Annotated in this window: 16 protein-coding genes; 12 read left to right on the top strand and 4 right to left on the bottom strand. The window is 56.7% G+C overall.

From position 1 onward, the window contains the following. Positions 1-2 precede the first annotated feature (2 nt). The 3 genes from AABB92_RS20075 (at position 3) to AABB92_RS20065 (ending at position 1,638) form a co-directional block, all read left to right on the top strand. Positions 3-320: a PTS sugar transporter subunit IIB gene (locus AABB92_RS20075; RefSeq protein ID WP_031376200.1), complete on the top strand. Its 318-nt coding sequence runs from the start codon at positions 3-5 to the stop codon at positions 318-320. Between the two features lie 95 nt (positions 321-415). Then, on the top strand, positions 416-1,189 hold the full coding sequence (locus AABB92_RS20070) for an FCD domain-containing protein (protein WP_031376199.1): 774 nt from the start codon (positions 416-418) through the stop codon (positions 1,187-1,189). Beyond that, on the top strand, positions 1,189-1,638 hold the full coding sequence (locus AABB92_RS20065) for a GNAT family N-acetyltransferase (RefSeq protein ID WP_031376198.1): 450 nt from the start codon (positions 1,189-1,191) through the stop codon (positions 1,636-1,638). The genes AABB92_RS20070 and AABB92_RS20065 overlap by 1 nt, the downstream gene beginning before the upstream one ends. Before the next feature lie 40 nt (positions 1,639-1,678). On the opposite strand, the gene AABB92_RS20060 is transcribed toward AABB92_RS20065, so the two are convergent. The 4 genes from AABB92_RS20060 to mutH form a co-directional block, all read right to left on the bottom strand. Further along, positions 1,679-2,719 (bottom strand): NADP(H)-dependent aldo-keto reductase, encoded by a 1,041-nt coding sequence (locus tag AABB92_RS20060; RefSeq protein ID WP_031376197.1) that lies wholly within the window; start codon positions 2,717-2,719, stop codon positions 1,679-1,681. Between the two features lie 140 nt (positions 2,720-2,859). After that, entirely contained in the window at positions 2,860-3,078 is a 219-nt protein-coding gene (locus AABB92_RS20055; protein ID WP_031376196.1) for a YgdI/YgdR family lipoprotein, read from the bottom strand. Positions 3,079-3,196: 118 nt separating this feature from the next. Then, positions 3,197-3,907, bottom strand: a complete 711-nt coding sequence (locus AABB92_RS20050) for a TerC family protein (RefSeq protein WP_031376195.1) — start codon at positions 3,905-3,907, stop codon at positions 3,197-3,199. Positions 3,908-4,006: 99 nt separating this feature from the next. After that, a complete protein-coding gene (mutH, locus tag AABB92_RS20045; protein WP_031376194.1) occupies positions 4,007-4,684 on the bottom strand; it encodes a DNA mismatch repair endonuclease MutH in 678 nt (225 codons plus the stop codon). Between the two features lie 684 nt (positions 4,685-5,368). On the opposite strand from mutH, the gene rppH reads away from it, so the two are divergent. The 9 genes from rppH to recC all read left to right on the top strand — a co-directional run bounded on the left by rppH (position 5,369) and on the right by recC (position 15,445). Beyond that, complete coding sequence (gene rppH / locus AABB92_RS20040; protein ID WP_031376193.1) at positions 5,369-5,896, top strand: RNA pyrophosphohydrolase; 528 nt, start codon at positions 5,369-5,371, stop codon at positions 5,894-5,896. Between the two features lie 12 nt (positions 5,897-5,908). After that, positions 5,909-8,155, top strand: coding sequence for a phosphoenolpyruvate--protein phosphotransferase (gene ptsP / locus AABB92_RS20035; protein ID WP_031376192.1), 2,247 nt, complete (start codon positions 5,909-5,911; stop codon positions 8,153-8,155). Between the two features lie 263 nt (positions 8,156-8,418). Then, on the top strand, positions 8,419-9,300 hold the full coding sequence (gene lgt / locus AABB92_RS20030; RefSeq protein ID WP_031376191.1) for a prolipoprotein diacylglyceryl transferase: 882 nt from the start codon (positions 8,419-8,421) through the stop codon (positions 9,298-9,300). Continuing rightward, the gene (gene thyA, locus AABB92_RS20025) at positions 9,297-10,091 is read left to right on the top strand and encodes a thymidylate synthase (protein ID WP_031376190.1); all 795 of its coding nucleotides are present in this window, start codon (positions 9,297-9,299) and stop codon (positions 10,089-10,091) included. The genes lgt and thyA overlap by 4 nt, the downstream gene beginning before the upstream one ends. Positions 10,092-10,282: 191 nt before the next feature. Further along, positions 10,283-10,753, top strand: a complete 471-nt coding sequence (locus AABB92_RS20020) for a prepilin-type N-terminal cleavage/methylation domain-containing protein (RefSeq protein ID WP_031376189.1) — start codon at positions 10,283-10,285, stop codon at positions 10,751-10,753. Next, positions 10,750-11,277, top strand: coding sequence for a prepilin peptidase-dependent protein (locus tag AABB92_RS20015; protein ID WP_031376188.1), 528 nt, complete (start codon positions 10,750-10,752; stop codon positions 11,275-11,277). Before AABB92_RS20020 ends, AABB92_RS20015 begins: the two co-directional genes overlap by 4 nt. Further along, on the top strand, positions 11,274-11,678 hold the full coding sequence (locus tag AABB92_RS20010) for a DUF2509 family protein (RefSeq protein ID WP_031376187.1): 405 nt from the start codon (positions 11,274-11,276) through the stop codon (positions 11,676-11,678). The genes AABB92_RS20015 and AABB92_RS20010 overlap by 4 nt, the downstream gene beginning before the upstream one ends. Next, positions 11,629-11,964 carry a prepilin-type N-terminal cleavage/methylation domain-containing protein gene (locus AABB92_RS20005; protein WP_082097606.1) on the top strand — a complete coding sequence of 112 codons (336 nt, stop codon included), beginning with the start codon at positions 11,629-11,631 and terminating at the stop codon, positions 11,962-11,964. The genes AABB92_RS20010 and AABB92_RS20005 overlap by 50 nt, the downstream gene beginning before the upstream one ends. A 103-nt stretch (positions 11,965-12,067) precedes the next feature. After that, on the top strand, positions 12,068-15,445 hold the full coding sequence (gene recC, locus AABB92_RS20000) for an exodeoxyribonuclease V subunit gamma (RefSeq protein ID WP_031376185.1): 3,378 nt from the start codon (positions 12,068-12,070) through the stop codon (positions 15,443-15,445). The last annotated feature ends 14 nt before the right edge of the window (positions 15,446-15,459 follow it).

The raw sequence follows: 15,459 nt of genomic DNA, 5'->3' as shown, positions 1-15,459 counted from the left end.
GGATGAAACGTATTGTGCTGGCCTGTGCCGCAGGCATGTCGACCTCAATGGTGGTAACGCGGATGGAAAAAGAGGCCGCCGCGCGTGGATTAGCCTTCCACATCTACGCCATTCCCGAGCAGAACCTGCAAGAGGAGCTGCAAAATTACGGCCACGAGGTGGTGGCGGTGCTGCTGGGGCCGCAGGTGCGCTTTAAGCTGGAAGCGAACAAAAAACTGACCGACAGCTATCAGTTGCCGATTGCGGTAATCGATTCTGTTGCCTATGGCACCCTGAATGGCGCAAAGGTACTCGATCAGGCGCTGGCTTTGATACACTGAGTCTCAGTTTGCGGGTCACTTCTCTGGCTCGCGGGCATTGTCGCGCAGGGAACGGCGGCAATGCCGTTAGCGCAATGATTGCAAAGGGTGACAGCGTGGACAAAGCCGAAGCGCCGCAAGAAAAAAAACAGTATCAGGAAATTGGTCAGCATCTGCGCCAGCAAATCTGCGACGGACACTATCCGGTGGGATCGCGCCTGCCGCCTGAACGCCAGCTGGCTGAAACCTGGGGCGTCAGCCGGACCATCGTCCGCGAAGCGCTATTAATGCTGGAGCTGGAAGGAACGGTGGATATTCGCCAGAGTTCCGGCGTCTACGTGATGCGCATTCCCTCCGCCAGCGATGATGAAGAAGAGGCCTTTTTCCGCAGCGATGTCGGTCCGTTTGAAATGCTGCAGGCGCGCCAGTTGCTGGAAAGCAACATCGCCGCGTTTGCCGCTAAAATGGCCACCAAAGCGGATATTGAAAATCTGCGCCGCACGCTGGAGCAGGAGCAGCGGGCCATCGCCGCCAACGACAGCAGTCAGGATAACGACAAGTTATTTCATCTGCTGCTGGCGGGAGCCAGTCAGAATCAGATGCTGCTCGACACCGTCACCAGTATCTGGCGTCATCACGACAGCAGTCCGCTGTGGCAGCAACTGCGCCCCCAGTTTGAAACCCGCGCCTACCGCCTGAAATGGCTGGGCGATCACCAGACCATTCTGGCCGCTCTGCGTCGTCGCGATGTGATGGGCGCATGGCAGGCCACCTGGCAGCATCTTGAGAATGTGAAGAATACGCTGCTTGAGCTGTCCGATGCGGATGCGCCTGACTTCGACGGTTACCTGTTTGATTCAGTGCCGATATTCCAGGGGAAACTGATGTAATGGAGATTGTGCCGCTCAGCGCTGTGCCCCATTTTGCCGATCAGATTACCGAATGGCAGTGGCGCGCTTTCGGCGAACCCAGCAGCCGTGACTTCTTCGCCAGCATCGTCGCCAGCAGCCTGAGCGGCGCCGATTTCCCGGTCACTTTTGTCGCCGTTGAGGCAGGCAAGGCGATCGGCACGGCAGGTTTCTGGCGATGCGATCTGATCAGCCGTCAGGATCTGTTCCCGTGGCTGGCCGCACTGTATGTCGATGCGCCCGCGCGCGGCAAAGGCGTCAGCGACGCGTTGCAGCAGCGGGTGATTGCACACGCCCAGGATCAGGGGTATTCGCGGTTGTGGTTATGGTCGACCTTCAGCGGCTACTATGACCGTTTTGGCTGGCAGTCGCAGGGCGAGGCGCTGGAGTATCCCGATAAGCGCGTGCAGCTCTATTATCGGGATATATAAGGTGTGCCAGCCGCACTCGTGGCGGCCGGCAGCGGAGGACTCAGGGTGCCGGATAGGTATAACGGCGGTGGATCGCCTCAATGCCTTCCAGAATCTCTGCATTTAACGTCAGATTGAAGCTGTCGATATTGGTCTGCAGCTGCTCAAGCGTGGTCGCACCGAGCAGGGTGCTGGCAACAAACGGCTGCTGACGCACATAAGCCAATGCCATCTGTGACGGATCAATCTGGTGCTGGCGGGCTAACGCCACATACTCGGCAATCGCCTGCTGCGACTGCTCGCCGCTGTAGCGGGTAAAGCGACTGAACAGGGTATTACGGGCACCGGCAGGCTGCGCGCCATTCAGATACTTACCGCTCAGAGTACCGAACGCCAGGCTGGAGTAAGCCAGCAACTCAACCCCTTCATGCTGGCTGATTTCGGCCAGGCCCACTTCAAAGCTGCGGTTCAGCAGGCTGTAGGGGTTCTGGATGCTGATGATGCGCGGCAGTTCATGCTTCTCCGCCAGTTGCAGATAGCGCATTACGCCCCATGCGGTTTCATTCGACACCCCGATATAGCGAATCTTACCGGCGCGAACCTGCTCGGTCAGCGCTTCCAGCGTCTCCAGCAGCGTCACCTGGGCGGTGGTTTCACTGTACTGATAGCCCAGCTTGCCAAAATAGTTGGTCTGACGCTGCGGCCAGTGCAGCTGATAAAGATCGAGATAGTCGGTATTCAGGCGTTTCAGGCTGGCATCCAGCGCTTCACGGATGTTCTTGCGATCCAGCGCCATGTTAGGACGAATCGACGCATCATTACCGCGCGACGGGCCCGACACTTTGCTGGCCAGAATGATTTTGTCACGGCTGCCGCGCTGCTTCAGCCAGCTGCCAATGTACTGTTCGGTCAGACCCTGGGTTTCCGGACGCGGTGGTACCGGATACATTTCGGCGGTATCAATAAAATTAATGCCGGAACGAATAGCCAAATCCAGTTGGGCATGGGCGTCGGCTTCACTGTTCTGCTCGCCAAACGTCATGGTGCCCAACCCCAGCTGACTCACTTCCAGCGTGCTATGGGGAATACGATGATAGTGCATTGCCAGCTTCCTTTTCTTTATGGAATGGAATGTTGTGTCCTCAGGGACTATAGCGCGAGCAATGGCGGGGAAGGAAGGGGGAAAAGTCGGGGAAATCGCCTGCCAGCGGGGAATCTGTGGCAGGCGAGACAATTTCGCACTTAGCGTTCAATGATGGTCGAGACCTCATCGCCGTTAATCTGTACTGCGTGACCCGACTGATCGGTGTACTGCACCAGCCCGGTCTCTTTATCAATGGTCGGCTTACCTTCGGTCATAATCATCCGGCCATCTTTCGTTGCCATTACATAATCAGAACTGCATCCGCTTAACATCGCTGCGGTTAGTGCCACAATGGCGATACCTGCCCATCCTTTCATCACGCCTCATCTCCACACATCATCGACTGCAAAAAGTGTAGTAATAAATCGTTTTGCCGGCCGGGTTAATCGTAGGAATCTGAAAATTTGCGGGCGAGCACGCTCGCCCTTGACTTTTCTATGCGGTTTTTTTCTTACTGCGCATCAGGTTAAGGCATTCAACCGCCATTGAGAAGAACATCGCGAAATAAATGTAACCTTTTGGTACATGAACCGCGAAACTCTCCAGAATCAGGGTGAAACCGACCAGAATCAGGAAGGCTAATGCCAGCATTTTGACCGACGGATGGCGCTCAACGAACTCACCAATGCTACGGGCTGCGAACATCATCATCAGCACCGCGATCACTACCGCAGCCATCATGATAAACAGATGATCGGAGAGGCCGATGGCGGTAATCACCGAATCGAGGCTGAAAATAATATCCAGCAGCATGATCTGCACGATTGCACCAAGGAACGAATGGACGTTAGATTTTTGTTCCGCTTCGTTACCTTCAATGGTTTCGTGGATCTCCATGCTCGATTTCCACAGCAGGAACAGACCCCCAGACAGCAGGATCAGATCGCGGGCAGAGAACGCATGGTCCATCAGGGTAAACAGCGGATTCGTCAGTCGGGCGACCCAGGCAATAGAGGCCAGCAGGGCCAGACGCATTAACATTGCGCCTAACAAACCGATACGGCGCGCGCTGGCTTGTTGATGCTTTGGCAGTTTAGCGACCACTAACGACAGGAAAATAATGTTATCAATACCCAGCACCACCTCAAGGATGGTCAGGGTTCCCAGTGCCAGCCAGGCATTGGGATCGGCAATCCACTCAAACATACCTACATTCAATCCTAAACGAAAATTAAACGGGGATTATACGCACTGAATTTGCTTCTCTCCCACAAAATTGCGCCACGTCAGATCAGAATGTCATTGTTAAAGCAGGAAGTGGCGCGCCAGCAGCGGTCCGGTAAAACTCTTTTTCAGGTAGAAACCGCGCGGTAAGGTTAGGATCGGTTGGCCGCGATCGCCAATTCCTTCGGTCAGGGCTTTACTGTTGGCCGCTTTGGGGCGGATTTGTAGCCAGGCACCGTGCCGTGCCGTGATCTGCTCAACCCGACCCAGCACGATCATGTCCATCAGCTCTTCCCAGTCCTGCCGCAGCATCTCATCTTCCTCCGCGTCGGGGCTCCAGAGTAGCGGCGCGCCGACCCGGCGCTGGCGCAGCGGAATGTCCCGCTGACCCTCGACCGGGATCCACAACACCCGCGCCAGTTTGTGTCGCACGTGGCTGGTCTGCCAGGTAACGCCACTGTTACCGGTGAGCGGCGCGACGCAGACAAAAGTGGTTTCCAGCGGTTTGCCACTGGCATCAATCGGGATGGTTTTCAGCTCAATGCCGAGATGGGCGAAATCCTGTTCGGCTTTGCTACCGGCGCTGGCCCCGAGATGCCATTCCAGCAGCATACCCACCCAGCCTTTATCGCGTTTAAGATCGGCAGGCATCGTCAGACCTGCCCGTTCGGCCAACGTTTCCAGCGTTAACCCGGCTAAATCCTCTGCCCGGGCTAACAGGGTGGCTTCATCTTCAGGCGGTGCTGGCAGGTAGTTCATAGTGAAGACTCGCATTGCTCAAAAAATATACAGTATGTTGCACAGTGGGTTTACCCGAAATATTCACCGTGCTGAGTGGGGATAATAACATGATAGATCGTGCTTTTTTTACCGATTGGCCCTGGCAATATTATCGGACGCTTCAGGTTATCCCAACTTACTCGCAACAATGAACAGGATCTCATACCGGGTTATCCACAGAAAAATGGGATAACCGGCCTGACTGTGCGGTACTGGTTCCATTTACAGCCTTGACTTTCCCACTTTTGACCATAATTTGCCCGCTCTGGCCTAAGGCTGAACGATTCGTTGTGGATAACATGCTGGGTGGTTAAAATTCGCCCAACTGTAAAGAGTGGACAGTTTAATCGGCTATTTAACCTGAGCGTATTTTGTTAACTCATCTATTTTTGTCTTTATAATCATAGTGATAGTTAATTATCGCTTTTTGACGATGCAGACGCGCCTGACAGGGTTATTCAGTTAACTCCCGCGTTCTGCACAAAGCTATCCACAGAAAAGGTGAATAAGATCGGCTTTTCTGACCCCGATTGTTTATAACTAATGGCTTCTCTGTGAGTTATCCCGAAGTTTTACGCTTAACACCCCGTGAATCCAGTGGTTTACCGCCTGTAAGGAGTGTGAAACAATCAGGCTATTCAAATTTAGCTTTGAGGTAGTCCGGTGATCGATGATGATGGCTACCGCCCGAATGTTGGTATCGTAATTTGTAACAGGCAAGGACAAGTGTTATGGGCCAGGCGCTTTGGACAGCACTCCTGGCAATTTCCTCAGGGAGGCATCAATCCCGGTGAAACCGCTGAACAGGCGATGTATCGCGAACTGTTCGAAGAAGTGGGGTTACACCGTAAAGATGTTCGAATACTTGCATCTACCCGTAACTGGTTGCGCTACAAGTTGCCAAAACGTTTGGTGCGTTGGGACACAAAGCCGGTATGTATCGGCCAGAAACAAAAGTGGTTTCTTCTGCAGTTAATGTCTAATGACGCGGATATCAATGTGCAGCACAGCAGCACGCCTGAGTTCGACGGCTGGCGCTGGGTGAGCTTCTGGTATCCGGTGCGTCAGGTTGTCTCCTTCAAGCGCGACGTCTATCGCCGGGTAATGAAGGAATTCGCTGGCGTGGTGATGTCTATGCAGGAGAGTGCGGGGCAGCGAAACAATCCTGCCCATCGACGTAAGAGAGGATAGGCCACGCCCTTTATGCTCACTCAGTTGCGCGAAATTGTAGAAAAAGTGGCGAGTGCGCCGCGTCTGAATGAAGCACTCGACATTCTGGTCAATGAGATCTGTCTGGCGATGGAAACGGAAGTCTGTTCCGTTTACCTCGCCGATCACGATCGTCGCTGCTATTACCTGATGGCGACGCGCGGGCTGAAAAAGCCGCGTGGTCGCACCGTAACGCTGGCGTTTGACGAAGGCATTGTCGGGTTAGTCGGCCGTCTGGCCGAACCGATCAACCTTGCCGACGCGCAGAGTCACCCCAGCTTTAAATATATCCCCGCAGTTAAAGAGGAGCGCTATCGCTCCTTCCTCGGCGTGCCTGTTATCAGCCGTCGCCAGTTGCTTGGCGTGCTGGTGGTCCAGCAGCGGGAACATCGCCAGTTCGATGAGAGTGAAGAATCGTTTCTGGTGACGCTGGCCACGCAGATGGCGGCGCTGCTGTCGCAATCGCAGATGGGCCAGCTGTTTGGCCAGTTCCGCCAGACCCGGGTGCGCGCGATTGCGGCAGCACCCGGTGTGGCGGTGGCACCGGGCTGGGTCGATGAGACGCAGCCGCTGCTCGACCAGGTTTCCGCCGCGTCAACGCTGGATGTTCAGCGTGAACGTGAACGCCTGTCGCTCGCCATGAGCGAAGCTGCCAGTGAGTTCCGCCGCTTCAGCAAACGGTTTAGCGCCAGCGTGCAGAAAGAGAGCGCGGCGATCTTCGACCTTTACTCGCACCTGTTAACCGATGCCCGACTGAAGAAAGATCTGTTCGATGAGATCGAACGTGGATCGGTGGCAGAGTGGGCGGTTAAACAGGTAATCGAGAAGTTTGCCGAACAGTTCGCCCGGCTGACCGACAGCTATCTGCGCGAACGCGCAGGCGATCTGCGGGTGCTGGGTCAGCGGCTGTTATTTCACCTCGATGATTCGCTGGTGGGCACCAATGCCTGGCCGGAGCGCTTCGTGCTGGTGGCCGATGAGCTGACCGCCACCTCTCTGGCCGAGCTGCCGCACGAACGGCTTGCCGGGGTGGTGGTGCGCGATGGTGCCGCCAACTCCCACGCGGCGATCCTGACGCGCGCTATGGGTATCCCGACGGTGATGGGTGCGGATATTCTGCCGCATCAGCTGAATAAACGGCTGCTGATCGTCGATGGTTACCGTGGCGAGCTGTTAATCGATCCCGAACCGGTGCTGGTGCAGGAGTACCAGCGTCTGATCAGCGAAGAAAATGCGCTGAGCAAGATGGCGGAAGGAGTAGTCGATCAACCGGGTGAGCTGAAAAGCGGCGAGCGCGTACAGGTGATGCTCAATGCCGGTTTAAGTCCGGAACATGAGCAGGCGCTGGGCAGCTGGGTTGACGGCATCGGTCTCTACCGCACTGAAATTCCCTTCATGCTGCAAAATGGCTTTCCGTCAGAAGAGGAGCAGGTGGCGCAGTATCAGGGCATGTTGCAGCTGTTTCACAACAAGCCCGTCACGCTGCGCACCCTCGATGTCGGAGCAGATAAACAGCTGCCGTATATGCCGATCAGCGAAGAGAATCCCTGCCTGGGCTGGCGCGGTATCCGCCTGACGCTTGACCAGCCGGAGATTTTTCTGGTGCAGGTCCGGGCGATGCTGCGGGCGAATGCAGCATCCGGCAACCTCAGTATTCTGCTGCCGATGATCAGTCATATTGATGAAATCGACGAAGCGAAACGGCTGATCGATCGCGCCGGTCGTGAAGTGGAAGAGATGCTGGGCTATGCAATTCCCGCGCCGCGCATAGGCATCATGATCGAAGTGCCGTCGATGCTGTTTATGATCCCGCATCTGGCGTCGCGCGTAGACTTTGTTTCAGTCGGCACCAACGATTTGACCCAGTATCTGCTGGCGGTGGACCGCAATAACACCCGAGTGGCCAATCTTTACGACTCGCTGCACCCGGCGATGCTGCGCGCGCTGCATGCCATTGCGCATGAAGCCCGTCTGGCCAATCTGGAACTCTGCCTGTGTGGTGAAATGGCGGGCGATCCGATGTGCGTCGCGCTGCTGGTGGGCATGGGTTATCACCACCTCAGCATGAACGGTAAAAACGTTCCGCGGGTAAAATACCTGCTGCGCCATCTGGATCATGAAGAAGCGCAAAAGTTGAGTGAGCAGGGAATGAATGCGCATACCGCCACCGAGGTTCGTCATCTGGTTTCGACCTTTATGGAGCGTCGTGGACTGGGCGGGCTGATTCGGGGAGGCCGCTAAGCGCCACTTCAGGCTATTTTATTTGCCATTCTGGTCCTGGGCAGTGCTCACAATCCTCACGTACCAGGTGTACGCTCCGGTTGTTGCGCGCTGTACATGACCAGACTGGCTGCAACAATGTACGCCTGACGGGTCAGACTCTGGGCGTTATCCGCGTTTACATTTGCGGGACAATTCACAAAACCGGCTGTGCTATGATGCGCAGCCTTAATTTATGTGCCTGACAACGCCCCTTTTTAGGGTTGAAAAATAGACGGTGAATGATGAATAACGGCTATATTGCATTTCCGCAGTTCGATCCGGTGATCTTCTCGATCGGACCGGTTTCGCTGCACTGGTACGGTCTGATGTATCTGGTAGGCTTCGTTTTCGCCATGTGGCTGGCGGTGCGCCGTGCCAATCAGCCCGGCAGCGGCTGGAAAAAAGAGGAAGTGGAAAACCTGCTGTATGCCGGTTTCCTCGGCGTGTTTCTGGGCGGGCGTATCGGTTACGTGCTGTTCTACAATTTACCGCTGTTCCTCGAAAACCCGCTCTATCTGTTCAAAGTCTGGGATGGCGGCATGTCATTCCACGGTGGCCTGATCGGGGTGATTGTGGTGATGCTGGTGTTCGCTCGCCGTACCAAACGTAACTTCTTCCAGGTGGCTGATTTCATCGCGCCACTGATCCCGTTTGGTCTGGGTGCGGGCCGTCTCGGCAACTTCATTAACGGCGAGCTGTGGGGCCGTGTCGATCCGGGCTTCCCGTTTGCCATGCTGTTCCCGGGTTCACGCAGCGAAGATGTGGCGCTGGCTGCCACTAACCCACAGTATCAGGCGCTGCTCAATACGTACGGCGTGCTGCCGCGTCATCCTTCGCAGCTTTATGAACTGATCCTGGAAGGGGTGGTGCTGTTCATCATCCTTAACCTGTTTATCCGTAAGCCGCGTCCGATGGGCAGCGTCTCTGGCCTGTTCCTGATCGGTTACGGTGCATTCCGTATCATCGTTGAGTTCTTCCGCCAGCCGGATGCCCAGCTTGGCCTGTTTGAAGGCGGGATCAGTATGGGACAGATTCTCTCCGTTCCGATGATTATCGCCGGTATTGCCATGATGATTTGGGCCTATCGTCGTCGTCCACAGCCACAATTTCGCGAGGAAAAATGAAACAGTATCTGGACCTGATGCAACATGTGCTGAATGAAGGCACGCCAAAAGCTGACCGCACCGGTACCGGCACGCTTTCAATTTTTGGTCACCAGATGCGTTTCAATCTGCAGGAGGGTTTCCCTCTGGTCACCACTAAAAAATGCCACATCCGTTCAATCATTCATGAACTGCTGTGGTTCCTGAAAGGTGATACCAACATCGGTTACCTGAAGGAAAATAACGTCTCAATCTGGGATGAGTGGGCTGATGAACAGGGCGATCTTGGCCCGGTTTATGGCAAACAGTGGCGCAGTTGGGGCACGGCGAGCGGCGAGCAGATCGACCAGATCAGCAAGGTGATCGCGCAGCTGAAAAGCGACCCCGACTCACGCCGGATTATCGTTTCAGCCTGGAACGTCGGTGAACTGGATCAGATGGCGCTGGCACCGTGCCACGCGTTCTTCCAGTTCTATGTGGCTGATGGCAAACTCTCCTGTCAGCTTTACCAGCGCTCCTGCGATATCTTCCTCGGCCTGCCGTTTAATATTGCCAGCTACGCGCTGCTGCTACATATGGTGGCGCAGCAGTGCGACCTGCAGGTCGGCGACTTTGTCTGGACCGGTGGCGATACCCATCTCTACAGTAATCATCTGGAGCAGGCACGCCTGCAGCTGACCCGCGAGCCGCGTCCGCTGCCGAAGCTGGTGATCAAGCGCAAGCCAGCCTCGCTGTTTGACTACCAGTTTGATGACTTCGAAATTGAAGGTTACGATCCGCATCCGGCGATCAAAGCGCCTGTCGCAATCTGATACCTGCTGTGAAAAAGCCCCGGTGCTGCCCTGCACGCCGGGGCTTTTTTTTACCTGTCTGCGGCAAAATATGCGGCATGGCTCGCAGCGTCATGCCACCAGATGTCCGATGATCGTCCTCTCTGTGACCCTTTTTCCAGCCGCATAACAACCCGCTTGTCCCCGCTTTCTCCACCCGGCACGCTAGCCCGATGAAAACACACTTGTTACGCGGCTTTACCCTGCCGGAACTGCTGGTGGTGATGGTGATTGCCGGAATACTGAGCCTTGGCGCACTTCACGGCTGGCAGCGCTGGCAGCAACGGCAGCAGCTACGCGACACTGCCCAGCAACTGCAGGGGTTTCTGTTGCGGCTTCGTGCGCAGGCTTACCGGCAAAATCGCGACCTGGTCCTGTGGTCGCGTCCGGGAAAGCCCTGGTGTATTGGCGGCGGCAGTCTGCCGGTCGGGGCGTGTCAGTCAGGAAAGCGTCTGCATTTCATTGCACCCCATGCTGGGGTGATGTTAAACGGGCTACGCGGTGAGCCGGGCTTTTACGGCCGTCGCAACGTCGCCCGGGCAGGCAGCATTGAGCTAAGGAATGAGGCAGGAGAGCTGCGGCTGATTATTTCCACCCGGGCCCGGATCCGCTTTTGTTTTACCGACGCCGGAGCGTGCCGTTGAAAACCGCCGGGTTCAGCCTGCTGGAAATGCTGATGGCGATGGCGATCGGCGCCGTCCTGATGGTCAGTGCCGGACGTTTTTTACCGCTGCTGCTCGGCGAGAATGTCGGGTTGCTGCAGCGGGCGCAGCTGCGCCAGGAGCTGCAGCAGATTATCGCCACGCTGGAAAAGGCGGTGCGACGCGCAGGCTATTGTCACGGTGAGTGCGGCAACAGCGCGCTCACCCTCAGTGAAAACTGCCTGCTGCTGCGCTGGGATGAAAACAGCAACGGTCAGTGGGACGGCGTTAACCAGGCGGCTAGCGATTACTATGGTTATCGCCTGCGGTTGCAGCAACTGGAGATGCAGCGCGGGGTTAATGACTGTCGCGCGGGTAGCTGGGAACGGCTCTCCGATCCGGCTTTCCTGACGCTGGAGCAGTTCAGTGTGACCCGCCAGCAGAGGCAGATCCATTTGCGGCTGCAGGGACGTGCCGGGCGCTGGCTGGAAACGGTAGAGAGCTGGGTGGAGGCTGAAAATCTGTGAGGCAGCACGGCAGCAGTACGCTGGGTATGGTGTTGATGCTGTTAGTCATCGGCAGTCTCACGCTGCACGCCAGCCGGAAAATGTTAGAGCAGGGGATGCTGCTACTGGCTGATGAGCAGCAGTTTATTCAGGATTTCTGGCGGGCGCAGTCGGCGCTGCAATGGGGCCTCTCCCTTAGCTGGTCTGCGGGCGAAACGGTCGGTTGTCAGCATGATGAACGTCAGGGATGGCGCAGTTGCTTACAGCGAGGTGAAGATGGAGAAGGTCTGCTTAAAGGTGAAGCCAGTGGCAGCGGAACGGCAGTGTGGCAGTGGGTCTCGCTCCATCAGAGTCGTATTCAGCCGCTACCGCATGGCTGGATCGACTACTGCCCGCGAGCCAGAACGGACGACTGTCTGTGAGGCGGCGGGATTCAGCCTGCCGGAAGCGTTATTTGCTCTGCTGTTAATGGCATTAAGCAGCAGCGCGCTGCTGCAGTATCATCGCGCGCTCACGTTCGGGTTCAGCCAGCAGTGGAATCAGCGAGAGGCGTGGCGGGTGGCGGAACAACGGCTGATTGGGCATGAGAGTGCTGGCTGGCGCACCACCCTGCAAATCCAGAACGGCCCGGCGGGCTGCCGGCTGGAACGCGCCGACATGCTGGGACCGCAGCAGCGCAGCGCCAGCCTGACGCGATTACGCTGTTAAACCGCCCGAATGACGCCCTTTTGATGGGCTTCAACCGCGATACGCGGTAGAGTTACCGGGCCGCAATACCGCAGTTATGTTATGAGTCGCCACAGGAGTTTTCATGTTTCACGTTTATCACTCTAATCAGCTTGATGTGCTGAAGATTCTGGCGGCTGCGGTGATTAAACATGATCCTCTGGATGATCCTTTCGCCTCTGAAATGGTGCTGGTGCAAAGTCCGGGTATGGCGCAGTGGCTCCAAATGGAGCTGGCGCAGACCTTTGGTATCGCGGCCAACATTGAATTCCCGTTGCCGGCCAGTTTCATCTGGGAGATGTTTGTCCGGGTGCTGCCCGATATTCCGGTCGAGAGTGCGTTCAGCAAAGCCAGCATGAGCTGGAAGCTGATGCATCGTTTGCCGGTGATGCTGGAGCACGAGGAGTTTATCTCGCTGCGTCACTATCTGCACGACGATAGCGACAAGCGAAAACTGTTCCAGCTGAGCTCACGAGTGGCGGATCTGTTTGACCAGTATCTGGTCTATCGCGCCGACTGGCTCAACAGCTGGGAGCGCGGTGAAACCATTGACGGGCTGGGTGAGGCGCAGCGCTGGCAGGCGGCGCTGTGGCGCGATCTGGTCAGTTATACCGAAACGCTGCGTCAGCCAAAATGGCACCGTGCCAATCTCTATGCGCGATTTATCCAGACGCTGGAGCAGGCGCAACACACGCCGGAAAATCTGCCGAAACGGGTATTCATCTGCGGCATCTCCGCGCTGCCGCCGGTCTATTTACAGGCGTTGCAGGCGCTGGGACGCCACATAGATATTCATTTGCTGTTTACCAATCCCTGCCGCGATTACTGGGGCGATATTCAGGATTATGCCTTTCTGGCTAAGCTGCAAAGCCGCCAGCGTCGGCGTCATGGTGCGGATGAGCAGCGCGGATTATTCCGCGATGTGGAGCAGGCGCCCGCGTTATTCAATGATGCTGGTGAACAACAGCTGACCAATCCACTGCTCGCCTCATGGGGCAAGCTGGGACGCGATAATCTGTTTCTGCTCAGCCAGATGGAGGCCAATGACGACATTGACGCCTTTGTTGAGGTGGAAGAAGACAACCTGCTGCACTGCCTGCAGTCCGATCTGCTTAATCTGCAGGACAACGCCGTGATCGGGCTCGACGCCGCGCAACTGGCGCACAGCGATCAGAAACGCTGGCTCGATCCGCAGGATCGTTCGGTGGCGGTGCAGGTATGCCACAGTGCTCAGCGTGAAGTCGAAGTATTACAGGATCATCTGTTAGCGCTGATGGAGGCTGACCCGACGCTGAAAGCGCGTGACATTATTGTCATGGTGGCCGATATCGACGCCTATGCGCCGTTTATTCAGGCGGTTTTCGCCAATGCCTCCGCAGACCGTTATTTACCCTTCGCCATTTCAGACCGCCGCGCCAGTCAGGCGCATCCGGCCATTGTGGCATTCCTGCATTTGCTGGCGCTGCCGGACAGTCGGTTTGTCTCCGAGGATGTGCTGGCGCTGCTGGATGTGCCGGCGCTGGCCAGCCATTTCGCCATTGATGAAAGCGGGCTGCGTCTGTTGCGGCGCTGGGTCAGTGAATCGGGCGTACGCTGGGGGCTGGATGACGCCAGCGTAGAAGCTTTATCATTACCGATAACCGGCCAGCATACCTGGCGTTTTGGTCTGCAACGCATGCTGCTGGGCTACGCGATGGAGAGCCACAACGGGGACTGGGAAGGGATTCTGCCGTACGATGAATCGAGCGGCCTGGTGGGTGAACTGGCTGGCCATCTGGCGGAGCTGTTGTCCCGGCTTAACCACTGGCGGCAACTGCTGGCCGAGCCGCGGCCACTGCAGGCGTGGCTGCCGCTGTGCCGGGAATTGCTGAACGCATTTTTCAGCCCCGATGCCGAAACCGAAGCGGCGCTGCTGCTGGTGGAAGAGCAGTGGCAGACACTGATTGAATATGGCATGGACGCCAGGTTTGAAGAGGTGATTCCGGTCACGCTGCTGCGTGACGACCTTCGCAGCCGGCTGGATCAGCAGCGTATCAGCCAGCGATTCCTGGCCGGGCAGATCAACTTCTGTACCCTGATGCCGATGCGTTCGATCCCGTTCAAAGTGGTCTGTTTACTGGGCATGAATGATGGCGTCTATCCGCGCACTTTAGCGCCGTTAGGTTTCGATCTGATGCAGCAGCAATCACGTAAAGGCGATCGCAGCCGCCGTGATGATGACCGTTATCTGTTTCTTGAGGCGCTGATTTCTGCACAACAGCAGCTCTACATCAGCTATATCGGCCGGGCAATTCAGGATAATACGGAACGCTACCCGTCGGTGCTGGTCACAGAACTGCTGGATTATATCGGGCAGAGTTTTTATCTGGACGGCGATGAAGAGCGCGATCTGGATGAGAGCGCTGCGCGGGTACGGGACCATCTGCAACATCTGCACAGCCGGATGCCGTTTGCTGCCGAGAATTTCCAGCCTGCCGCCAGGCTGCAGAGCTTTGCCCGCGAATGGTTACCTGCCGCACAGGGCGCAGGCCAACCGCAACCCGATTTTGTTCAGCCGCTGGAAGCGCCGTCGATTGAGGCGTTGACGCTGGAGGCGTTTCTGCGCTTCTGGCGCCATCCGGTGCGGGCGTGGTTTCATCAGCGGCTCGGGGTAAATTTCTGGCTGGAAGAGAACGAACTGCCCGACAGCGAACCGTTCGCTCTCGACAATCTGGAGCGTTATCAGATTAACGCGCAGTTGCTGAATGCGCTGGTGGAAGGGGAGGATACCCAGCGGCTCTATGCGCATCACCGTGCGGCGGGTAATCTGCCTTACGGCGCATTTGGCGAACTGTTCTGGCAGGCGCAGCGTGATGAGATGCAGGAAGTGGCGGCAGAAGTGGTGACGCAGCGCAGTGAAGGCGAGAGCTGGGAAGTCAATCTGCAACTGGAACAGGTCAGCCTGACCGGCTGGCTCACCCAGGTGCAGGATGACGGCCTGTTGCGCTGGCGGCCTGGGGTGCTGAACATGAACGACGGGCTGCTGCTCTGGCTGGAACATCTGGTCTATTGCGCACTGGGCGGCACCGGCAGCAGCCGGATGTTTGGCCGACAGCAGAGTCGCTGGCGCTTTCTGGCGGTAAACCCGCCGGCGGCCGTCGCGGCACTGAATGACTATGTGGCGGGCTATTTCGCCGGCATGCGTCAGCCGCTGATGCTGCTCAACAAAAGCGGCGGTGCCTGGTTAACGGCCAGCTATGACAAAAAAAGTCAGCAGCTACTGACCGATGAAGCGACCCAGCTTAAAGCGCGCAATCGCCTGCTGACTGCGTGGTCAGGCAGTTATCAGGTTGAGGGAGAAGGCAGCGATCCTTACCTGCAACGCCTGTGCCGCGTGCTGGATGAAACACAGCTACAACAGATAACTGAGGCGGCACAACGCTGTTATTTACCGGTGCTGGCTGCACATCAGGATGATGAATAGCAGGCCAGACAGCA

Source organism: Pantoea brenneri (assembly GCF_038594305.1).
GTDB classification, from domain to species: domain Bacteria; phylum Pseudomonadota; class Gammaproteobacteria; order Enterobacterales; family Enterobacteriaceae; genus Pantoea; species Pantoea brenneri.
This window is presented reverse-complemented; position numbering and strand designations above follow the sequence as displayed.

What these genes read in the sequence shown, in the direction of transcription:
- lgt (WP_031376191.1), top strand. Translation starts at nt 8,419, where the DNA reads ATGAATAACGGCTATATTGCATTTCCGCAGTTCGATCCGGTGATCTTC.
- AABB92_RS20065 (WP_031376198.1), top strand. Translation starts at nt 1,189, where the DNA reads ATGGAGATTGTGCCGCTCAGCGCTGTGCCCCATTTTGCCGATCAGATT.
- recC (WP_031376185.1), top strand. Translation starts at nt 12,068, where the DNA reads ATGTTTCACGTTTATCACTCTAATCAGCTTGATGTGCTGAAGATTCTG.
- AABB92_RS20060 (WP_031376197.1), bottom strand. Translation starts at nt 2,719, where the DNA reads ATGCACTATCATCGTATTCCCCATAGCACGCTGGAAGTGAGTCAGCTG.
- AABB92_RS20020 (WP_031376189.1), top strand. Translation starts at nt 10,283, where the DNA reads ATGAAAACACACTTGTTACGCGGCTTTACCCTGCCGGAACTGCTGGTG.
- mutH (WP_031376194.1), bottom strand. Translation starts at nt 4,684, where the DNA reads ATGAACTACCTGCCAGCACCGCCTGAAGATGAAGCCACCCTGTTAGCC.
- AABB92_RS20075 (WP_031376200.1), top strand. Translation starts at nt 3, where the DNA reads ATGAAACGTATTGTGCTGGCCTGTGCCGCAGGCATGTCGACCTCAATG.
- AABB92_RS20055 (WP_031376196.1), bottom strand. Translation starts at nt 3,078, where the DNA reads ATGAAAGGATGGGCAGGTATCGCCATTGTGGCACTAACCGCAGCGATG.
- thyA (WP_031376190.1), top strand. Translation starts at nt 9,297, where the DNA reads ATGAAACAGTATCTGGACCTGATGCAACATGTGCTGAATGAAGGCACG.
- ptsP (WP_031376192.1), top strand. Translation starts at nt 5,909, where the DNA reads ATGCTCACTCAGTTGCGCGAAATTGTAGAAAAAGTGGCGAGTGCGCCG.
- AABB92_RS20050 (WP_031376195.1), bottom strand. Translation starts at nt 3,907, where the DNA reads ATGTTTGAGTGGATTGCCGATCCCAATGCCTGGCTGGCACTGGGAACC.
- AABB92_RS20005 (WP_082097606.1), top strand. Translation starts at nt 11,629, where the DNA reads ATGGCTGGATCGACTACTGCCCGCGAGCCAGAACGGACGACTGTCTGT.